The sequence below is a fragment of the Legionella birminghamensis genome, assembly GCF_900452515.1.
GTDB classification, from domain to species: Bacteria; Pseudomonadota; Gammaproteobacteria; order Legionellales; family Legionellaceae; genus Legionella_C; species Legionella_C birminghamensis.
This window is the reverse complement of record NZ_UGNW01000001.1, coordinates 3,379,739-3,400,203: the sequence shown is the minus strand read 5'-3', so window position 1 is coordinate 3,400,203 and position 20,465 is coordinate 3,379,739. Positions and strand designations below refer to the sequence as shown.

Sequence of the window (20,465 nt, the reverse complement as noted above, 5' to 3'; positions counted from 1 at the left end):
GCGTAGCCCAGCCTACAGCCTAACTTACCGTAAAATCTTCGCCGATTCCAGGCACCACTTTCCAGTCGCAGTGCGCCCCATGATAAGCCAGTGCGTGAATGTCCGGTTGGGCTGGACCATTTGCGGTTACTACAAAAACGCAGGTTTGTGATTCAAAACCGGGCTTTTCCTTAATGGCTGTAATGGTGTAGGCAATATCAAAACTTGCATCGCCTGAAAAGCCAAATCCATATCGTAATCCCTGGGCGGGGTTAATTTTGAATTCATTAACCGGCTGACAGGATGAATCGACCAGCGCTCCCTCCTGGCTAATCATTCGTAAGCTAATTTTCCAATTGCCTTCGAAGGCACGGATGTCATGCCAGGTGTGGACTCCACAATGGGGTGAAAAAGCGAAAGAGGATGTACACAGGGCCAGCAGGCAGATGCCAGGCAAACTCATGTTAAATCCATTTAAATGAAAAATCACTAATCATACAGGAATGATAATCATTTGCAATTGAATTTTTCATCATTTTCCTAATGCTTTTTTACGAGGAAAAGTATAAAATTTGCCCATTGGGAAATTAATGGACCTATCATGATTTATTTCAGCTATCTTTATTTTTTGTTTACTGGAATTTTTCATACCGAAATTCATACGTTCACAATTGGTGATGTAACTAAAATTCAAATTATCAAGCAGGCAGGTCAAGGGAAAACACTGGTGCATCTGCATGAAAATGAAAATACTGCGCTGCAGGCGGCCAAGCTCTATGTCGATTCCAATGGAGGTACTTTAATTACCCTGCGTCATTCAGGGAAGCGCAACATTGTTTTTTACATCAAAAAAGACCGCTATGAATTTGATCCCAACCGTATATTTACTGATACGGGTATAAAGAAGACCTTATCACAATATGGGAAATATTCACTGGCTGCACACCAGGAAGTTAAACGTTTTGCCAAAACGATTCTTGAGTTAATTCCTCCAGGTAAAGTGATTGCTGTTCATAATAATCAGGGCTATTCCATCCGCGAGTATTTTCCCAAACACCCACTGGCTCTGGATGCAAAGGCCTTAAACTACCTGCGCAATTCCAATTTTCGCAATTTTTTCTTTGTGACCCGGGAAGAGGAATTTGCCCGGCTGAAACGTCTGGCGTTTAATGTCGCATTACAATCGGATAAAGCGCAGGACGATGGTTCTCTTTCCTATTTTCTCGGTAGGGAAAATTACATTAATATCGAGGCGGGGTATGGGCAGTTAACGGCTCAGCTGCAAATGCTTTTTAATGCTTGATCAGCTTCGCTAAGGTTTCCCCGTGCAGGCCTACTAAACTCGCGCAACGACCCCTACACAAATGTTTTCCCCGCCCGAATCCCCGCGGCTGCGTGGATTCGATAGCTTTTAATTCTCATGCACTTGTGTAGATAGCTATGGGCATTAACCGCGGGTATTCGATATTTCTAATGCATTTGTGTAGGCATGAGGCCAGGCCGCGGATACGAGTTGCGTGTGCGGGAGTTCATAACTGAATAAAAAAAGACACCCGAAGGTGTCTTTTGGGTGTGCTATTAAACCGGAGGAGGCGCTCCGCCGCCGCCAAACAGGTTCAAAATCAGTAATACAACGAAAATAACCAGGAACAGGAAAAATAAAATTTTAGCGATACTGGTTGCTGTTGATGCAATTCCACCAAATCCAAAGGCGCCTGCGATAATCGCAATCACCAGAAAAATAAGAGCCCATCCTAACATAGAGATCTCCCTATCTTAAGTTCTGGCATTCAATGAATGCCCCTACATTTAAATGATAGTCAAATAATTCCAACTAGTAAAATTCACTAATTTTCATCGGGGTTAAAGCTTTCAAATTCATCTTCGGCAAAGGGATTGTATTTCTCGCGCTGCTCTTCTTTCTTTGCAAGTTCCTGATCCTGCAATTCATTAGTCTGTCTGAACAGGGCATCAATATCCTGTTCCCCGGAGGAGTTTCCTCTTTTTTCTTTCAGCTTCTTAAGTGCGTCGGTATCCATGGTCATATTTAGAAGTGGGGCTATTCATATAGTTTAGCCCAGTATTTTTTCTGTAGAATGCTTGGTGCGCTTTATGGATCAAGCTTTTTTGGACTCGTATTACAGCGGTAAAAAGGCTAACATAATACATAATCGAACTATCAACTGGACAATATCATGCGGTATTTCAACTTGCTTGATCAATGCCTTACTCAGATTGATACGGCAATTCGAACTCTCTTGCCTCCGGAAAAACGCGAAGCAGCAAGGGCTTCGCCGGCACAAGACTTGATGGAGCCGCATTTAAACATGCAGGAAAGAAAACATGTGGCCGGGTTGATGCGGGTGAATCATGCAGGGGAAGTGTGTGCCCAGGCCTTATACCAGGGGCAGGCATTAACAGCCAATCTGGCCCATGTTCGCGAACAAATGAAGCAGGCGGCCAGCGAGGAAGTAGATCATCTAGCCTGGTGTGAACAGCGTTTAAAAGAACTGGGAAGCGAGCCCAGCCTTTTAAATCCTTTCTGGTATCTGGGTTCGCTGATGTTAGGGGCTCTCGCGGGTTTCGCGGGTGATAAAGTGAGTCTGGGATTCCTGGCTGAAACAGAAAATCAGGTTTCTGCACATCTCAAAAGTCATTTAAAACGATTGCCGCCTCAAGACAATAAAAGCCGGGTCATTATTGAAGAGATGGAGCGCGATGAAGCGAATCATGCCCATGAGGCACTTGAAGCCGGGGCCATGGATCTACCCCTGCCAGTTAAAAGAATAATGTCCATGGTCTCTGAACTAATGACTAAAACCGCTTATTATATTTAATAATCATGACCATACTGTTAATTGCTGCTGCCTTTCTTCTGGTTCTGCTGAACGCGTTTTTTGTCGCGGCTGAGTTTGGTATGGTTCGTTTGAGAACAACGCGTGCTGCAATTATTGCGGAAGAATACCCATGGCGCGGACGTATACTGGCCAAGGTCCACAGCCAGCTCGATGCTTATCTTTCGGCCTGTCAGCTGGGGATTACCTTGGCATCACTTGGTCTTGGATGGATTGGGGAGCCGGCTTTTTCTGAACTAATCGCCCCTGTCTTGCATCAGCTGGGTATTGAAAGCCAGGGTTTGATTGAGTTTGTCAGTTTTATATTTGCCTTTTCCCTGCTCTCTTTTTTGCACATTGTGGTGGGCGAGCTAATGCCAAAATCCCTGGCTATTCGGCAGAGTGAGCAGATTTCCTTATGGACTGCAGCCCCTTTATATTATTTTTACTGGCTCATGTTTCCGATCATCTGGGCCTTGAATTATTCTTCTAATCTTTTTCTGAGACTGCTCGGGCTGGATGTCGTCCATCCTGGTGAACAATCGCATTCGAGTGAGGAAATCAAACTGATCCTGCGTTCCAGCCAGCAGCATGGCGAACTCAGCTCCCAGGAAAGCAATATTCTGGCGCAGACTTTAGAGCTGGCTGATCTGCGGGCAGACGATGTCATGCAATCCTCTAATGATATGATTAAATTGCCTAATCCTATTGAGAAAACCAGCCTTCTGGAGATTTTGAATCGTTATCGTTACAGTCGTTATCCTGTGTTTGATCAAAAAACCAAAAAGATTATTGGTCTTTTACATGTCAAAGATTTGCAACTCTTACTGCACACTACTGAAGAAGGCCCAATGCTCAATCTGCAGAAGTTGGTGAGACCTATACCCAGAGTATCCTATCGCATGCCCGCATTGGTTTTACTTCGCAGATTCCAGGAAGGAATGCCGCACTTTGCCCTCATTGTCAGTCGTCAGGGGGGAATTATTGGATTTATTACCCTTGATAATCTCTTGCACCTGGTTCTCGGGGTGATTAAAGATGAATTCCACAAAACCCAGGATGCCTGGGTGGAACAAAAAGATGGTTCGTTTACAGTAAAAGGGGATTGTCCCCTCTACACCATAGAGCGTGCTTTACACAAGGAATTAACCTTGACGGAAGAGCAGGAAGAAGAGGCGGCCACGATTGCCGGTTTGATTTTACATCAGCTGGGCTCGGTTCCGACCGACGGTGAAACCATTGTCTTTGCCGATTTTGTTGCGAGGATCGAGCAGATGCAAGGGGCGCGAATCGCCAAAGTCAGGATTACACCGATTGCTAAAGAGAATGAGGTTTAATTCACAAAAGAGATGCAGGAGTAGGTTGGCTGTGAAGCCCCAACAAATAGATGCAAACAAGTTCACTGACTAGGAAATAATATGGATTCTGCAGCCTGGTTTATAATTCTGGTGATTATAATTGCTTTTGTTTTTGATTTTACCAATGGCTTTCATGATGCGGCCAACTCGATTGCCACCATTGTGGCGACTGGCGTTCTGAGCCCTCGTCAGGCGGTATGCTGGGCCGCTTTTTTCAATTTTATTGCATTTCTGGTATTTAACTTAATGGTGGCCAAAACAATCGGCAGCGGCCTGATTGATACTTCTATTGTGGATGCAAAATTAATCTTTTCGGCTTTAATCGGCGCCATCTCCTGGAATTTGCTGACCTGGTACTATGGTTTGCCCTCCAGTTCGTCTCACGCTTTGGTTGGCGGGTTGGCGGGAGCGGCTGTAGCAAAAGCCGGCTTTACAGCGCTCATACCACCAGGTTTTATCAAGGTTTTCGCCGGTATCTTTATTTCCCCTGTTGCAGGTATGCTGCTCGGTGTTTTGTTTACCAGTATTTACAAGCTGGCTGCAGGAGATCAGCATCCAGAACAGACGCACAAGGCTTTCAAATGGCTGCAATTAACGTCTTCTGCTTTTCTTAGCCTGACGCATGGAGGTAACGATGCGCAGAAAACCATGGGAATTATAGCGGTGCTATTGTTTTCAGCTTCCTGGTTGGGTGAAACTTTTTATATTCCGTTCTGGGTTGTTATTTCCTGCCATTTGGTGATTGCCCTGGGAACGCTTGCCGGTGGATGGCGTATTGTTCGCACGATGGGGCATAAAATAACCCGTCTAAACACACTGAAAGGCAGTGCGGCAGAAACGGGTTCTGCAATTACCATTTTTATAGCAACGGAATATGGCGTTCCAGTATCCACCACCCATACAGTGACAGGTGCTATCGCCGGTGTAGGCTTAATAGAGTCACAAGGCGTATCGGGCACAGAGTGGGCGACTATAAGACGGATCTTCAGCGCCTGGTTATTAACTGTTCCCGCATCAGCGCTGGCCGCAGCAGGGATTATGCGGTTATTGCGAATGTAATATACTGTTTGTATTGACTTTTTTTAAAAAATGGCTATTGTTTCGTCATTATAAAGATTTTGAAATTTTTTTTAATTCGAAAATCAAAAACAGTACAATTTGAATAGTTTAATAGTTTGTAAAAAAAATATAATGTGATAGAATTGTCAATTGTCCCTCCTTTTTGTATCTTTTGCAGTCAATGTGAAAATATTCTTGCCATTATCCCTCTAATTAGGTAGAATGCGCAGCATCGTCGCCGTTGCATTTAACGAGCATGAAGTTGAAGTCTGAAAGCTTTAAAAAAGTTAAAGAAGAGTCAAAACCTGATGCTGAAGAGCTATATGAAAAAGGGTTTTCGCAAGCTATCGCCTTCATGCTTGCAATCCCCGGCAGACTAGATGCGCAGGCTCGGTCGCTGGCCAAAAAACTTCACGATTCAGGCAATGTCTATACTGCTTTCGCAGTGATTGATGCCCTGAACCTTTCCATCAGTAATGACAAGTTAGTCTTTGATCTGGCGTATACCAACTCCAGCCAAAATTCCGCCGATGCAATGCATGATTGGCTGCTCACACCAGCAGGGATCTCTATTGCCGTCACCCAATCAGTTGGTCTTGTTGCCCTCTCTGTCATGGGTAATTGCTTTGATGAAAATGACAAAAACTGGCTGAAAAGCAGTGTTGCCACCCTTTGGCCTTACATGCGCGATGTGATGAAAGCCTTAAAGAACGCCTATAAGGGAATACGCAGCCTAATGCAGGTCGCGAATGCCTTTGATCATAGCAAGGCTTTTAACCCCCTGATATTGCCCTTAGGGCTAACGTTTGGAATTTTGGCTTCCATAAACCGGCTTTGGTACCGGTATATGCTTAGCATCCGCAAGGAGTCGATGCGCCTGAATGCCAAATATCTGGCAATGATTCAGGAGAGAAAAGATTTGGCTGCCAACGAAATTGAAGAGTTTCGCAAAGCAGTCAGAAGGCAGACAACCCAGGTGCGGATTATGGCTCTTTTGTCTGCCACTTATGGCGGCGTTATTGATAGCCTCTATCTTTACTTGGGGGTGATGAGTTTATGCCCCTTATCCATTCCCTCTTTCGTCATTATGACGGTATTTAGTGCCATTTACTGTGTGACCTGTGTTGTTACCCGCATGTATGAAGAATATGATTTTCAGCAAAGGCTGGTTATCAAGCAGGCTCAGATAGAATTGGCGCTTTACACCCAGGAATACCGCGATCTCTTGACTCAGAAGTTTGCCGAGATTGAGGCCTTGACCCTGAAACTCTCCAAGCGAAACTCAGCTTATTACGGCGGTCTTGTCGAACGCATGAATCATGTGTCAGGTGAGATGGAGTTTGAACCTTTATCCTCCCTGGAAAAGGATCACCTGGAAAAATATGAAAAATGGAAAGCAAAACAACAGGAATTGACAGAGGAAATCTATGAAATACTGAATGGATTTAGCAAGCGGCGCCAATACCTTCAGAATTTAGTATTACTTTCCAATTCCTCCGCATTTCTGGCAGGTTTAAAACAGGGCCTGGCAGCCTATGGTGCGCTGGCAAGCATGGTTTTCTCTGTTGCGACCTTCCTTACGCTGGGCTCAATCGCATTTCCGCCCTTTCTGATGATCGCTTTCGTGTCTTCAGGGATAGCCCTTCTAATCGGATTCGCAGCTTACGCCATCTATAAAAATCATAAGTACCGTACTGAGCAGACCCCAGAGAAGCGTGATCCTTATTTACGGCTTTCCGATTTTCTGAAAGAATGCGTCGAATTACAGAACCCAAAGAAACTGGGAGAAGATGAGGATGTATCAGCCGTTTTTGAGGATGAACTGCTTCTTTATGAGTCACCCCAGGATCCCATACAGAGTTGGTTTGAGTTTGTACGCTCCTGCTGTTCATTTAACAAAGGGCTTAAAGCAACTGATTTTACATTGAATCCTTTGCAGGATGCTGATGAAAATGGCCATTATCACGATACACCGGTTATGCTTGTTTGTGGTGTGATAAGCTCGGCTATCCACTCGGTGATTCTTGGGGCCAGAGCCCTGGCTCGCGGATTTGGCCGTGATTCAATTGACAAAATCGCTAAAAAAGAGGGTGCAGATGTCGAACTGCAGGAGATGCAGTCGAAAAATTATCCGCCCGCACAAGAATATGAAGAAGATGAAGCTTATAATAAAGAGGAAGAGCCTAGCCCCGGATCGGAGCAGGGATCAGAACGGGGTGCCGAACGACCTTCTGACTCCCCTAAGAGTAATTTGCATCGTCGTTCAGCGTCCATGTTAGCCTTTCCCACTCCAAACGATGACATTTCCAAAAAAGCACTAAACTCACCTATGTCGCCCACAATATTCAAAAAACCTGTCAATCCGCCTAGCAATTTTCCCAGCACCTCGCTTAATTCTGCTCATACAGGCATGGGTTTAATGTAGGATCATTGTACATTTTAAACTGGTGATAAACCCTGAATGTACGTACTCCTGTTTTCACTTCATGGATTAATTGCCGCAAACATTCCTGCAATTGCTTTTGCTGCAGACACAATGTATCCAGTTTTCGCTGGCATAACAGGCGGTGCGCCTCGCCAGCGTCCTCACGTCTTGTTTGCAAGGCCATGTGATAGGTTTTTAAAGCCAGAATAGACAAGCGATCGATAATCATGCCGGGTGTCTCGGAATGCACAGGACAGTTAGTGGCATTACTTGGTGACAAATGGGTAAACAACCATTCATCCATGGCTTCCATTCGATTATTTCTCTGCTGATTGAACCCGTCAATTTCCCTCTTTGCCTCATAGACATATTGATAGCCCTGATCATCGCGGCGGGCGCGATCTTCAGCATTCCACAGTTGGAAGTTAAAGGCATGATTTTCTTCCGCCAGAGCAAAAAATCCCTGATGAATTAAATGAAGCGATTCTTTTTTCCAACGCTCAATGGACTCCCCATGCAGGGCAAAAAGCGCATCGAGATCAATAGTCATATGTCAAAACCTGGAACGTAAAAAAGGGTCTAGTGTAGCATGTATGGTAGAAATGTGTAGTCTGGCCTTGTTTTGCGGGTTGATAAAAGCTGAAGTTTGGCTGTTTAAAATTTGTGAGGATCACTCAGACATGGATCACGCGGCCGCGACCAGCCGACCCTCGGCAACGACCATCCGAATCCCCGCGGCAACGACCGCGGGGCCCACACGAAGCCTATTTAGAATACCGGTTTTGCTAATTGAAGGATAATGTTTGAAAGACTTGTTCCTGACGGCTTTTAATTGCTATTTTCGCCAATGTTGGATTCCTCTGAGAGCATTTTCGGCACCAGACATGGGCCCTGCTGTCGATGCAGCGGGGATTCGAAGGGGACTTGACCTATGTACTGAGGGTTACAAAGCCTGATCAAAATACTTGGAGTAAATTTTTACATAAGTCCCGTCATTTTCCATGCTTAGCAATGCTTTATTGATACGGTCAATCAGGGCCTGTTCCCTTTTGTTCGCCATAATCCCGTAACCAATACCGATTTTCATTTCCGGACCTATTAACTTGAAATCGCCATTCGCGCTCCAATATTTGGAAGAGCCTTCATCCAGAATCAATGCGTCGATTTCGTTATTGCCCAAAGCCTGAAATATTTCAGGCTGCGTGCTGTATTCTTTGATCTGGATATTATTATTAAATTTTTCCAGTAAAAGACCTTTAAAGATTGTTCCCTTTTCGGAACCAATTTGCTTGCCTGCCAAATCATTGAGGTTCTGGATAGGTGAGTTAGAGCTGGTTAAAAGTTGACCGCTACTGGGAAGATAAGGTAAACTGAACAAATAGCTTTCCTTACGATCATCAGTAATTGTAATCGCTGCGATAGCGAGATTGACATTTCCGGTGTATGTCCTAACCATTAATTGTTCAAAGGTCATGGGCATAAATTTGCAGTATGCCTGAATACGGCGGCAGATTTCCTCCATGATATCGATATCAAATCCAAAAAAATGATCGGATTTATCGGCGGCCATTTCGAAAGGGGGCGCATAGGGAAGTGTGGCAACAGTTAGTGTTTCTGCCTGCAAAACGCTGCTGAACAGGAGTAGAATCGCCAGTGCGAATTTTTTCATTGTTAACCTTAGTGAGCGAGCGCTGATAAATAAAAACGGGTGAATTTTTTTAGTCACTATAGCTTAGCTAAAGCAAGAGGTATAGTCTAAAAATTTATGATACTATTGAGGTCTGTTGACATTAAATGTCTGCTTCAATGTCAATTTAGCCGGGACCAGAAGTCCTTTCTCACCAAGACGCAAAAATCAGGAGATGAGTAATGAGATTAATTGTCGCTGCGTTGCTTTTATTGCCTTCTTTGATCAGTCGAGCGGAGAATTTCCCGGCGACTTGCCAGCCTGTTGCGGTGCAGGGGGAAACCGTTATCCTGAAAAACAAACAGCCGGTAGTTATTCTGATTCATAATTTATCTGAGTCGGATTTATGGATAACCCATCCGGTTTCAGAACCTGATGCCAGTGCGGGTTGGAGCAGCCGCCTCACTGCCGGCAATTGGTCTGCCTTAAGCCTGGATAAAAAGAAATTCGAATTAAGTTGTATCGAATCCAGACCCGGCCATGAACAGCAGATTCCTTGTGAAGGAACGATTGCTGTGTGTAGCTGGACTGGTGTTAAAGCCCCGGAGAAAAATACTGGCACCTTCTGGGCTGCTGAAAATATGAGCCTTGCTTCCCTGTCTGCTAGCCTGGGTGGTCGAGGATTTAAATTACCTGATCAGTCTCAATAAATGATAGACTGAGAATAATGTTGATTAAATTGAAAAAATTGTGAGTAAGAAATCAAAAGATCCCTACTTTAAAAGGGAAAAAGAAAAATATGAAGTCCCTATTCCCAGCCGCGAGTATATTATGCAGGTTCTGGAAGAATACGGACGTCCAATGACGCGTCAGCAACTCCTAACCCGCCTTGCGGTTGAAGAGGAAGGTGAGCAGGAGGTTCTAGGCTATCGACTTAAGGCGATGCTGCGTGATGGTCAGATTATGCAAGACCGCCGTAATCGTTTCTGTTTATTGAAACGCATTAATCTTCAGCGTGGAACCGTCCAGGGGCACCCCGATGGTTTCGGGTTTTTTATACCCGATGATGGAGGCGATGATTTTGTATTGTCCGCCACTGAGATGCGTGGGGTTATGCATGGCGATATTGTCTTGGCTTATCAATCCGGTTTCGATCGGCGCGGCCGCCCTGAGGGGCAAATTCATGAAGTGATTGAGCATGTCAATCTAAGCGTGGTCGGTAAATTTTTTACCGAGCATGGCGTAGGATTTGTTATTCCCGATAACAAGCGGCTTACCCAGGACATAGCGATTCCACTGGGATTTTCTGCCGATGCAAAAAATGGTCAAATGGTTCTGGCTGAAATTATCGCTTTTCCTTCCAAGCGAAATCAGGCCATTGGGAAGATTGTTCATATCCTTGGGGATCATATGGCCCCGGGGATGGAAATCGAAGTAGCCATTCATGCGCATGGCATTCCGGCTGACTGGCCTGAAGAAGTCCAGGCAGAAATGACCCGTGTTTCCCAGAGTGTTACCGAGGAGCAAATCAGGGGGAGGACTGATTTAAGACATCTTCCCTTTGTCACGATTGATGGTGAGGATGCCAAAGATTTTGATGATGCCGTGTATTGCTATAAAAAGCCGAAAGGCGGTTTTCAGCTCTATGTGGCTATTGCTGACGTCAGCCATTATGTCAAAACAGGCTCGGCACTGGATCAGGAAGCAAGCAAACGGGGTAATTCCGTTTATTTTCCCGGTAAAGTGGTGCCCATGCTGCCCGAAGCGCTATCGAATGGCATTTGTTCGTTAAATCCGCATCAGGATCGTTTGTGCATGGTCGCTGAAATGTCAATTAGTGTTGAGGGTAAAATTGTTCGTTCCCGATTTTATCGAGCAGTTTTTCACTCTAATGCCAGATTGACTTATAACCAGGTAGGTACCTGGCTTAATCAGGGTTATACCGATGAAGCGCATCAGGCTCTCTGGCCCATGCTCGATAACCTGCAGGAGCTTTATTTGCTTTTGCTTAAGGCGAGAAAATTACGGGGTGCGATGGATTTTGAAACCACCGAAACCAAAATTGAATTCGATGCCAAGCGCAAGATAGAAAAAATCGTACCTGTTGTTCGCAATGATGCTCATCGTTTAATCGAGGAGTGTATGCTGGCAGCGAATGTGGCCACAGCCCGTTTTCTTGAAAAATCTGAAATTCCCAGTCTGTATCGGGTACATGCTGCGCCAGATGAAGATAAAATTGCTGCGCTGAGGCAGTTTCTCGGCGAGCTGGGGTTACGTCTTGAAGGCGGGAAGAAACCCAGTCCCAAGGACTTCCAAAAAACGCTGTCCATGATTCATGACAAGCATGAAAGACATCTGATTGAAACCGTTATGCTGCGTTCCTTAAAGCAGGCACAATATCATGAAGAGAATGAGGGGCATTTTGGTTTGGCTTACCCTGCCTATACTCATTTTACTTCGCCAATACGCCGCTATCCCGATTTACTCATTCATCGCGCTATTGGTCATTTGCTAGACAAGCAGGACCCTGAATCATTCAGCTATTCGCATGATGAGATGAGTAAGTTAGGCAAGCATTGTTCAATGACCGAACGAAGAGCCGATGAAGCGACGCGAGAAGTAGTTTCCTGGTTAAAATGCGAGTACATGCAGGACAAACTGGGTCAGATTTTCCATGGAACAATCTCTGCGGTAACTGGCTTTGGAATTTTTGTTGAGCTGGATGAAATATACGTCGAAGGCCTGGTCCATGTCACCTCACTTCGCAATGATTATTACTCCTTTGATGCGGTAAAACATCGTCTGGTTGGAGAGCGGACAGGGCAGACTTACCGATTGGGAGACAAGATGACGGTATTGGTTGCGCGGGTTGATCTGGATGAAAGAAAGATTGATTTTGAGCCTGCCGAAGAGGAAAAGAATCATGGCTGATCAATTGGTTTATGGACTGCATGCGGTAACTGCACTGTTAAAACACCCGCATCGTCCTGTCCACAGGCTGTTGTTAAGCCAGGAACGCCAGGATAACCGTATACAGCAGCTGGTAAAGCTGGCGGAACATGCCGGTATTCCAATGGAATTTGTTTCAGCGCAGAAAATGAAGCAGCAATATCCTGACTTGTCCCATCAGGGCGTTCTGGCAATAACTGGCAGATTACCAGAGTTTGGCGAGAGTGATCTGGTGCATTTGGTGGCGGCCTGTAAAAAGCCGCCCTTAATTCTAATCCTTGACAGTGTGACTGATCCCCATAATCTCGGCGCATGTCTGCGTACTGCTGATGCGGCCGGGGTTGATTTTGTTATTATTCCCAAGGATAAAAGTGCCGGCATCACGCCCGTGGTCAGTAAAGTGGCTTGTGGCGCCGCTGAATCCATCCCGGTAGTTAAAGTCACTAATCTGGCTCGATCAATGGAAATAATCAAACAGGAAGGTGTCTGGCTATATGGGGCTGCCGGCGAAGTGCAGGAAAGTATTTATCAGCTCGACTTAAAAGCTTCTGTTGCGCTGGTGATGGGGGCAGAAGGCAGCGGCTTGCGCCGCCTGACCCGCGAGCATTGCGATGGTCTTTTTGGCATACCCATGCTAGGCAGTGTTGAAAGCCTGAATGTTTCAGTCGCTGCAGCAATTTCCTTATATGAAGCTGTTCGCCAAAGACTGGGTTAATTTCATTCCCCCGTCAACAGCCATCGCTTCCCATTACTTAATCTTGCCACCAGCATGCTGCTGACACTATTTCCGGTAACATTCAGCAGTGTTGCCGGCGGATCTATGATAATACTGATGGCTGCAATCGCAATTAACACCGAGGGTGGGAAACCATAAATATTCAAGATAAGCAGCTCCCCCAGCATTCCGCCGCTGGGAATGGCCCCCATGACTGTCCCCACCAATAGTGAAACACTAAAAGCAATGATCAGCGCTGAGCCCGAATTAAAATCAAGCTGAAAAAGGCTAAACAGAAATGCAATCTTAAACATGCCGCCAATAACTGAACCGTCCTTGTGAATAAGCGAGCCCAGGGGAATGACCGTTTCGGAAATTTCGAGCGGCACATTCATTTTCCGTGTTGCCGCCAGATTTGCGGGAATACTGGCAGCGCTACTGCAGGTGGCCAGGCTGGTGATTGCCGGCAGAAAGATATTTTGCCAATAAATCGTCAATCCGCCCTTCCCCCCTGCAAGATAGGCATAAAGACTAAAGAAAACAAAAAAATAAAGCGCGGCGGCAATGTAATAAGTAAGCGCAATATGAAAATAAGTTTCAAAAATTTGTGGCCCGAGCTCGCCGACTAAGGAAGCAGAATAGGCAAAAAAGCCCAGGGGGGCAAAATACATAATCAACGAAAAGACCCGCATAAACAGAGTCTCTCCTGTCTGTAAAAATGAAATAAAATGCCCGGATTTTTCTTTGGTCTCCGCCGCGGCAATGCCGACTAGCAGAGAGAAAAGGATGAGCGATAGCAAATGCTGATGAGAAAGCAATTGGAAAAATTCAGGTACCGTGAAAATACTGACAATTTGCTGGCTTAAATTGACTGGTTCAGACGGTTGCGTAGTGTTTAACACTAAATTGGGCAAAGCATCCAGAGGAAATAATTTCACGACCATCAAAGCATATAAGGCAGCCAGAGCACTGGTGCATAAAAATACCACTACCATGTTACACATTATCTTTTTCAGGCGTTCCAGTGAGCCCAGGCGTGCTATAGCCGAGGTAATGCTAAAGAAAACCAGGGGAACGATTGAAGTGAATAATAAGTTAAGAAAAATGTCGCCTGCAGGTTTAAGGTAAATGACCTGCTGCTTAAAAAAATAGGCAAACAGCCCGCCCAGGAGAAGCGCCAGGATTAGAATCAGAGAAAACAGGTAAGAATCCAGGAATCGTTTCACTATACACCCCTCTAAATCATTTTTGGCAACATATTACACTGCAAGTACTCTGCTGGAAATGACGCGGAAACCATATTGATTTTAAACAGTTATCCGCACTGGTCTATACTTGCACTTAAGGGTCTATTAACAGCAATCATGGACAAGAATAAATTTGAGGCATTATCCAGAATGGTTTTCTTTGAACAGCTTACCCAGGATGAGCTGTTATTCCTTTCTGACTACATTAAGGAGCAATTATTTCCCCAGGGGAAAACGATTCTTCGTCAGGGGAGGATAGGCGGTGATTTATATTTAATCAGAGATGGTTTGGTCTCTGTATGGATTGCCTTGCCTGGCGATTACACCAAGGAAGCGACTACTTTGCAACCGGGGCAGTTTTTTGGGGAAGTCGCTTTTCTGGCGCATGCCCCTTTTACAGCAAATATCATTGCCGAAGTCGATACTTTTTGCTTTGTGCTGACGCAGGATGTTTTGCTGATGCTGCGGGTCGCTGCGCCGCAAATCGCTTATAAGATAGAAAAGGCAATCGCTGCTCAGACAGCAGAAAAAATTGTTGCCAATTTTAATCACATGACCCAATTATTCCGGCAATTGCCAGAAGAATACTGGGTGAGTGCCCATGCACGTCATTTGCCAAATCCCCAAGCCAGAGGGGAAACATTAAGCATAGAAGGTTTGGATCTGGAGCATTTGGCGCGTTTAAGTTTTTTTCGCGAAATGGACAGAGAGCAACTGATGTATTTGCTTAAACGCATGTCCATCTGTTGCTATGATCGAGGTTATCGTTTTGTAACCGATAACTCTGATAATCGCCGCCTTGCCTTAATTTACTCTGGCGCGGTAATGCTTTTCTTTAAAGAAAACGGCAAATTGCAAAAAGCAATTGCAGTATTTGGAGTGGGTGAACTATTTATGGAGAATTTTTTTCTGGCTGAATTCAGAAAACATGCTAATTATGTGACTTGTGAAAAAAGTATCGTCCTGGAGTTGGACGATGAGGCGTATTTCCAATTACAGCAAGCGCGGCCGGAACTTTTCTATTTAATTAGTCAGTATATTCATCGTGGCATTGCCCGTTCGGTTTATATAGTAAACCGTCAATTTATTCGAATTGATAGCGAATACCACGATTTGTTAAAGTGAGGAAATATATGTGCAGGGTACTGATATATCTGGGACAGCAGGAAACCCCCATTTATGATTTGCTTTATGGTCCAGACAACTCTCTCGCCCATCAAAGCTATGCTCCCCAGCTGATGCACCATATCCAGAATCTGGCTGGCCTTGGCTTTTGCGCCTGGTCTCAAAGCTCCTATAGTCCAGACGAGCCTTTCTATTATAAAACCACTCAACTCCCTTTCTTTGATAAAAACCTGCACCGCTTATCAAAAAAAATATCGGCAAGTTGCTTTCTTGGGCATGTAAGGGGGGTGGGATATAGCACTAGCGAAACCGTCTCCGAACAAAATGTACATCCTTTCAAGCTGGAAAATACTCAGCTTGCATTTGCCCATAATGGCACACTTGAGCATTTATCATTAATGCAGCAACCGCTGGCGAACCGCATCAAACCAGAGATTTTTTCGCAAATTAGGGGAACAACCGATAGCGAGTGGATGTATGCTTTATACCTGTCGCAGCTGCAGGATTACACCCGTGACATTCCGCTTGATGAAGCCTGGGATGCATTAATTGAGACCTTGAGAATTATCCGTGAAGTGCGTCAGCACTGCGGTATTGAATTGGCTTCACCGGTCAATCTTTTTGTTACGAATGGCAAATACCTTATTGTTACGCGCTTTGTGTACGATTTTGGCCGTAATACCAGCAAGGTGCAGAAAGCCTTCCTGGAGTATCATAGTCTCTGGGTTACTTTCGGTGAGCAATATGGGGTTTATGACGGCGTATATAAAATGCATGGTTTCGATAGACGAAACAATATTTTGTTTGCCTCGGAGCCATTAACCAATGACAGGACAACCTGGATTGAGCTGCCGGAATATTCCATTACCAAAGCATGGATTGAAGAGGGAGAAGTGATTTTCAGAACGCATGATTTAATTGTTTAAATTGGAGTGATTTTAAGGGGAACAGAATGATTGTTTTCTTATTAAGAACAGTATCTCTGCTTTTACTTTTAGTACGCATTGCATTATTTGCTGCAATATTATTATTCCTGATTCCCTATTTGAAGCAATGGAAGCCGGAGTGGGGGAATAACCAATACATTTCTGCACTTGAAAAAATTGAGCAGCCTGTTTCAAAACCAATCGACGCAGTGATTATGTCAATAGTTCCTCCTAACAAAGAACATGATTTGACCGGCTTGATTAAAATTATCGTTTTTTTGATTTTGTCATCGAATGTTAAATACCTTCATAAGCGTATCAGAAGGTATGCCTATTACCTTAATCAGAAAAAACAGTTGCTGGCATGGCGTAATCAAAACAAAATTGCACGAAATAACAGCTTATATCTTGCATTGGAAGAAAAACTCGAGCAGATTAATACGACTAAGAACAAAAGGGTTTCAAAAAAGCTGTATCAGGAGTTTATGATTCTTAAAAAGAAGCTGGAGGCGATGTCAAGATACTTTGCTTTTTTGTCCATTGATGTGGTTGACTCAACCGGCATGAAAACAAAGGAAGATCGCTCCCTTATCCAACTGGATTTTCTAAGATTTAAAAGAATGGTTCAGAAAAATCTGGATGAAAATGGCTGCGTAAAGGCAGCCTGGACACCTGACGGGGTAATGGCTTGTTTTAATACCGTAGATAATGCCGTGAATGCCGCGCAGGCTTCTATAATTCAGTTAGAGGACTTTAATAAAAAGATCAAGCAGATTTCAAGGGATTTCGCCATTCGCTGCGGTATTCATGCAGGTGTAATTTATTATGACGAACGTTTACCTTTGGAAGAAATTACTGATCAGGTTATCGATATAGCGGGGCATATGCAAAAACATGCGGAGCCGGGTACCATTGCCATATCAAAGACCTCCATAAAACCGTCAGAGGATACCAGCGGTTTTGTAAGTAACGGCAAAACGGTAGATGATTATGAAGTGTATCAATGGAGTACGAAGGGGCAGCCGGCTAATACCCTGGCTGCAAATGGAGCAGATTTTCCTTCGACCCAGTAATGTAGTTAGATCCATAAGGTAAGCAAATATGTCACTTAAAATGACTTTTCTAGGAACAGGCTCTGCATTTACGGTGGGACATAATAATTTCCAGTCCAATGTATTACTGCAGTTGAATGGGGAAAGTCTTTTAATCGATGCGGGTTCCGACGTTCGTTTTGCCTTATATGATTTAAAAATTGACTACCATGACATTCGAAGCGTCTACATCAGTCATTTGCATAGTGATCACATCGGAGGACTGGAGTGGTTTGCATTAAGTACTTTTTTTGATGATCGCTATAAGGGAAAACCAAGGCTGTTTGCTTCAGAGGCGATTATTGGTGATTTATGGTCAAAATCCCTGGCGGGAGGTTTAAGTACCTTGCCTCATCAAAGAGCCAGTTTGCAGACCTATTTTAATGTACATTCCATTAATAAATACGGCACCTTTGAATGGGAGGGAATTACTTTCAAGTTAGTGCAAATGATTCACGTATTTAATGATTATTCATTAATGCCTTGTTTTGGTTTAATGTTTGAATATAATTCCACAAAAATTTTCTTTACCGCCGATACTCAGTATGTACCTGATCAAATGATGCATTTTTACAAAGAGGCCGACCTAATTTTCCATGATTGTGAAACGCAGACATTCCCGAGTGGTGTACATGCACACTATAAAGAATTGGTTACTATTCCTGCTGAATTGAAAAAGAAAATGTGGTTATATCACTATAACCCCTGCAAATTGCCGGATGCCCAGGCAGATGGGTTTCTTGGCTTCGTCGCAAGAGGTCAGAGCTATATTTTCTAAAATATTTCGTTTTTATTACAAAAGCGGATATTGCTAATAATTTCTTAAGCTAGTGTTTCTATAATTAGTGTAATATTCAATTGTGATGCACTGATTATGCCCTCCAAACTGACCGCTTTTGATGGATATGATAAAGAAAAGTCGAGCGCTGCATATCGGTTGCAGAACTGGCGTTTTTTAAGAGGAAAAACGGGCGGTGCAAATGATGCGGGATTGCATGGCGGTTTATACCAGGTTAATTTTGCAGATAATCAAGAACCGGTACTGGCCTATTTAAAAAAAGACCCGCAGGAAGATAAAAATATCTGCGAAGTATTCTCCAGTCAGTTAATGCGCTTCATTGCCAGTGAAACTGGCGAAAATCCTGATGTTATTGCTAATGTAAGTTATGTTCCTACTGCGAGTGACGGCGTATATATTGCCTCAGAAGTGTTTGATGGATACCGAGATTTATTTGTAGACGCTCATTTGGCTTACCATCTGCCCACCGAAGAGCCTTTAAAAGACACGGTACCTAACTGGAAGGTCTTACCTCAGCATCGCCCTTCCTATTTACAGCATGATCCTGCCATTGATGTGATGATCCGCACAGGCCGATATCAGGATCTGACGGTAGGTCTGGCCTTAAGGGCAATTCCCGATGATCCTGACTTGCATTATGAAAACATTGGTGCAGTTCCAATAAAGCGCTCCGGGCCAAAAAATTATCTCCCCCTTATCAGTAATGGCAGCTATCAGGGATTTGTGCTTTGGACAGAGGAGCCTCATAACGGGCAGCCCTTTGAACGAATGGAAATTGGTTCAAAGATTTATTATAAACAAAAAGTGCATGAATATGATACTGAAACTAATTTGTTAAAATCGGTTTCAGGCATGAGTGATTATGAAATTATTTCCGATAATGTCATTGAGTATTGTGTAGAAGTTGAAGGCAAATCGTATATTATCCCAGCCAGGAATAATACACGGGCTGCACATATTGATTTTGGCGGTTCTTTAGGTGATTTCCGCCTCTTTAACCGCCATCTGGATGGAAAAATCCATGTAAACAAGTTATTGGATTTAATTCGTTATAGACCTTCTTCGAGCGGCCCTCCGGCTTATCATAAAAAATTACCAGCGGCCTTAATGGAAGGGAACGAGTTTTTTCATGTTTTAGCGCGATTTTCAATGATTAGCCAGGATAAATTAGCTGCTAAAATAGAAGAGGAAATAGACACAGCAATAGAGACTTACAGAAACAAACCGGAGGTTTTAATTCGATTTGCCAAGCGGGTTGGCGCACCCATCCCGCATGATGCCAAAAACAATCTTAATGCATTGGGCGCATCGCTGAAAGAATTTATTACCAATAATATGCTTTCCAAGCAACAGCATGCAAAAACGCTGTTCCTGAATCATTTCTGCCGCTTACCGCGTTCTGAGCAGAATAACCTACTCAATAATCTGCATGCAGATATCAGCAGCCCGACACCCAAGCAGCAATACTTACAGAAGTTCTATCAGCAGCTTCGTGCAGAGAACAATGAATTGTTCAATACCTTGAAAGAAATAGATGCGTTGCTACTGCCTAATATTTCGCAGTCCTATCACGATCTAAAAAATTCACAGGGTGAAAATCCTTTACTGCCTGTGGGTGCGAGTCTCAACCGATTTAAATCAGTATTGCACAGCCGTTTATGCAATGCTTATTTTAAGGGTAATTTAGAGAGCGAAACCAAAAGAATTGGCGAAATCCTTGTCGAAAGCAGGGAGTTGATGCAGGCATTCAGTGAACATTATCAGAAAGTCGTTGATCCCAAATTGCCTGCTGAAGAAAGGCTGGCAGCAATTGATTCTTTCATGGACGCAGTAAAAACCTTTGAGGAAGAAGCAATAAAGCCCAGTGCCATGCAACAGTTTGCGATAGCAGCCAGCATTTTTGCGGGCAGTTTATTAGGAGCGATTATTGGCGCTGCTGTTGGGCTTATAGTAGGGGTGACCGTTGGTTCTATTCTCGGCCATGCGGGTGGAGCTGTTGTCGGAGCCGGTGCAGGCAGTGTCATCGGTGCAGTTAAAGGCGCTGGTTTCGGAACAGTTATAGCCATGGGCGTTGCAGCCTTTCTCTTCGGTAGTGCAGGCGCTGTTGGCGGAGGTGTGAGCGGGCGTGGACTTTTCTTTAGTAAAACGCAGCAAGCAGCGGTGGATTTCTCGAAAACCACACGAGATATGCTATTTAATGAAAAGAAGGCTATTCTGGAGGCTACGGAAGCCCAGGAGTCGGATGAATCGCATTCCCACGGTGCAGACCCATCGAATCCCTGAGGCGTAGGCGAAACCGAATCCCCGCGGCGTAGGCGAAACCGAATCCCT

19 protein-coding genes are annotated in these 20,465 nt (G+C 44.3%); 13 read left to right on the top strand and 6 right to left on the bottom strand.

The window, feature by feature from the left end:
• Positions 1-19: 19 nt before the first annotated feature.
• The gene (locus DYH42_RS14495) at positions 20-442 is read right to left on the bottom strand and encodes a hypothetical protein (RefSeq protein ID WP_058522610.1); all 423 of its coding nucleotides are present in this window, start codon (positions 440-442) and stop codon (positions 20-22) included.
• A gap of 138 nt (positions 443-580) precedes the next feature.
• On the opposite strand from DYH42_RS14495, the gene DYH42_RS14490 reads away from it, so the two are divergent.
• Positions 581-1,282 (top strand): hypothetical protein, encoded by a 702-nt coding sequence (locus tag DYH42_RS14490; RefSeq protein ID WP_058522609.1) that lies wholly within the window; start codon positions 581-583, stop codon positions 1,280-1,282.
• 275 nt (positions 1,283-1,557) lie between these two features.
• Here the strand turns inward: DYH42_RS14490 and DYH42_RS14485 are convergent, their stop codons facing one another.
• Both DYH42_RS14485 and DYH42_RS14480 read right to left on the bottom strand, forming a co-directional pair.
• Positions 1,558-1,740, bottom strand: coding sequence for a DUF1328 domain-containing protein (locus tag DYH42_RS14485; RefSeq protein WP_058522608.1), 183 nt, complete (start codon positions 1,738-1,740; stop codon positions 1,558-1,560).
• A gap of 86 nt (positions 1,741-1,826) precedes the next feature.
• A complete protein-coding gene (locus DYH42_RS14480; RefSeq protein WP_157062381.1) occupies positions 1,827-2,018 on the bottom strand; it encodes a hypothetical protein in 192 nt (63 codons plus the stop codon).
• Positions 2,019-2,174: 156 nt separating this feature from the next.
• Between DYH42_RS14480 and coq7 the strand changes: the two genes are divergently transcribed.
• The 4 genes from coq7 to DYH42_RS14460 all read left to right on the top strand — a co-directional run bounded on the left by coq7 (position 2,175) and on the right by DYH42_RS14460 (position 7,655).
• Entirely contained in the window at positions 2,175-2,816 is a 642-nt protein-coding gene (gene coq7 / locus DYH42_RS14475; protein ID WP_058522606.1) for a 2-polyprenyl-3-methyl-6-methoxy-1,4-benzoquinone monooxygenase, read from the top strand.
• Between the two features lie 5 nt (positions 2,817-2,821).
• A complete protein-coding gene (locus tag DYH42_RS14470) occupies positions 2,822-4,150 on the top strand; it encodes a hemolysin family protein (RefSeq protein ID WP_337589136.1) in 1,329 nt (442 codons plus the stop codon).
• Positions 4,151-4,231: 81 nt separating this feature from the next.
• On the top strand, positions 4,232-5,230 hold the full coding sequence (locus DYH42_RS14465) for an inorganic phosphate transporter (RefSeq protein WP_058522604.1): 999 nt from the start codon (positions 4,232-4,234) through the stop codon (positions 5,228-5,230).
• A gap of 256 nt (positions 5,231-5,486) precedes the next feature.
• Positions 5,487-7,655, top strand: coding sequence for an AAA family ATPase (locus tag DYH42_RS14460; protein ID WP_058522603.1), 2,169 nt, complete (start codon positions 5,487-5,489; stop codon positions 7,653-7,655).
• On the opposite strand, the gene DYH42_RS14455 is transcribed toward DYH42_RS14460, so the two are convergent.
• Both DYH42_RS14455 and DYH42_RS14450 read right to left on the bottom strand, forming a co-directional pair.
• On the bottom strand, positions 7,621-8,205 hold the full coding sequence (locus DYH42_RS14455) for a DUF4254 domain-containing protein (protein ID WP_058522602.1): 585 nt from the start codon (positions 8,203-8,205) through the stop codon (positions 7,621-7,623). The two genes, DYH42_RS14460 and DYH42_RS14455, sit on opposite strands and share 35 nt — an antisense overlap.
• Positions 8,206-8,598: 393 nt before the next feature.
• Positions 8,599-9,324: a transporter substrate-binding domain-containing protein gene (locus DYH42_RS14450; RefSeq protein WP_058522601.1), complete on the bottom strand. Its 726-nt coding sequence runs from the start codon at positions 9,322-9,324 to the stop codon at positions 8,599-8,601.
• A 200-nt stretch (positions 9,325-9,524) separates the two neighbouring features.
• Between DYH42_RS14450 and DYH42_RS14445 the strand changes: the two genes are divergently transcribed.
• The 3 genes from DYH42_RS14445 to rlmB are packed head-to-tail and all read left to right on the top strand — an operon-like array spanning position 9,525 to position 12,946.
• Positions 9,525-9,992 (top strand): hypothetical protein, encoded by a 468-nt coding sequence (locus DYH42_RS14445; protein ID WP_058522600.1) that lies wholly within the window; start codon positions 9,525-9,527, stop codon positions 9,990-9,992.
• 40 nt (positions 9,993-10,032) lie between these two features.
• Entirely contained in the window at positions 10,033-12,213 is a 2,181-nt protein-coding gene (gene rnr / locus DYH42_RS14440) for a ribonuclease R (RefSeq protein WP_058522599.1), read from the top strand.
• On the top strand, positions 12,206-12,946 hold the full coding sequence (gene rlmB / locus DYH42_RS14435; RefSeq protein ID WP_058522598.1) for a 23S rRNA (guanosine(2251)-2'-O)-methyltransferase RlmB: 741 nt from the start codon (positions 12,206-12,208) through the stop codon (positions 12,944-12,946). The genes rnr and rlmB overlap by 8 nt, the downstream gene beginning before the upstream one ends.
• 2 nt (positions 12,947-12,948) lie before the next feature.
• On the opposite strand, the gene DYH42_RS14430 is transcribed toward rlmB, so the two are convergent.
• On the bottom strand, positions 12,949-14,175 hold the full coding sequence (locus DYH42_RS14430; RefSeq protein ID WP_083503054.1) for a dicarboxylate/amino acid:cation symporter: 1,227 nt from the start codon (positions 14,173-14,175) through the stop codon (positions 12,949-12,951).
• A 135-nt stretch (positions 14,176-14,310) separates the two neighbouring features.
• Between DYH42_RS14430 and DYH42_RS14425 the strand changes: the two genes are divergently transcribed.
• The 5 genes from DYH42_RS14425 to DYH42_RS16475 all read left to right on the top strand — a co-directional run bounded on the left by DYH42_RS14425 (position 14,311) and on the right by DYH42_RS16475 (position 20,417).
• Complete coding sequence (locus DYH42_RS14425; protein WP_058522597.1) at positions 14,311-15,318, top strand: cyclic nucleotide-binding domain-containing protein; 1,008 nt, start codon at positions 14,311-14,313, stop codon at positions 15,316-15,318.
• Positions 15,319-15,326: 8 nt separating this feature from the next.
• Positions 15,327-16,244 (top strand): class II glutamine amidotransferase, encoded by a 918-nt coding sequence (locus DYH42_RS14420; RefSeq protein WP_058522596.1) that lies wholly within the window; start codon positions 15,327-15,329, stop codon positions 16,242-16,244.
• Positions 16,245-16,270: 26 nt separating this feature from the next.
• Positions 16,271-17,317 (top strand): adenylate/guanylate cyclase domain-containing protein, encoded by a 1,047-nt coding sequence (locus tag DYH42_RS14415; protein ID WP_058522595.1) that lies wholly within the window; start codon positions 16,271-16,273, stop codon positions 17,315-17,317.
• A gap of 28 nt (positions 17,318-17,345) precedes the next feature.
• Positions 17,346-18,113: an MBL fold metallo-hydrolase gene (locus tag DYH42_RS14410; protein WP_058522594.1), complete on the top strand. Its 768-nt coding sequence runs from the start codon at positions 17,346-17,348 to the stop codon at positions 18,111-18,113.
• 96 nt (positions 18,114-18,209) lie between these two features.
• A complete protein-coding gene (locus tag DYH42_RS16475) occupies positions 18,210-20,417 on the top strand; it encodes a glycine zipper family protein (RefSeq protein ID WP_058522593.1) in 2,208 nt (735 codons plus the stop codon).
• Positions 20,418-20,465 lie beyond the last annotated feature (48 nt).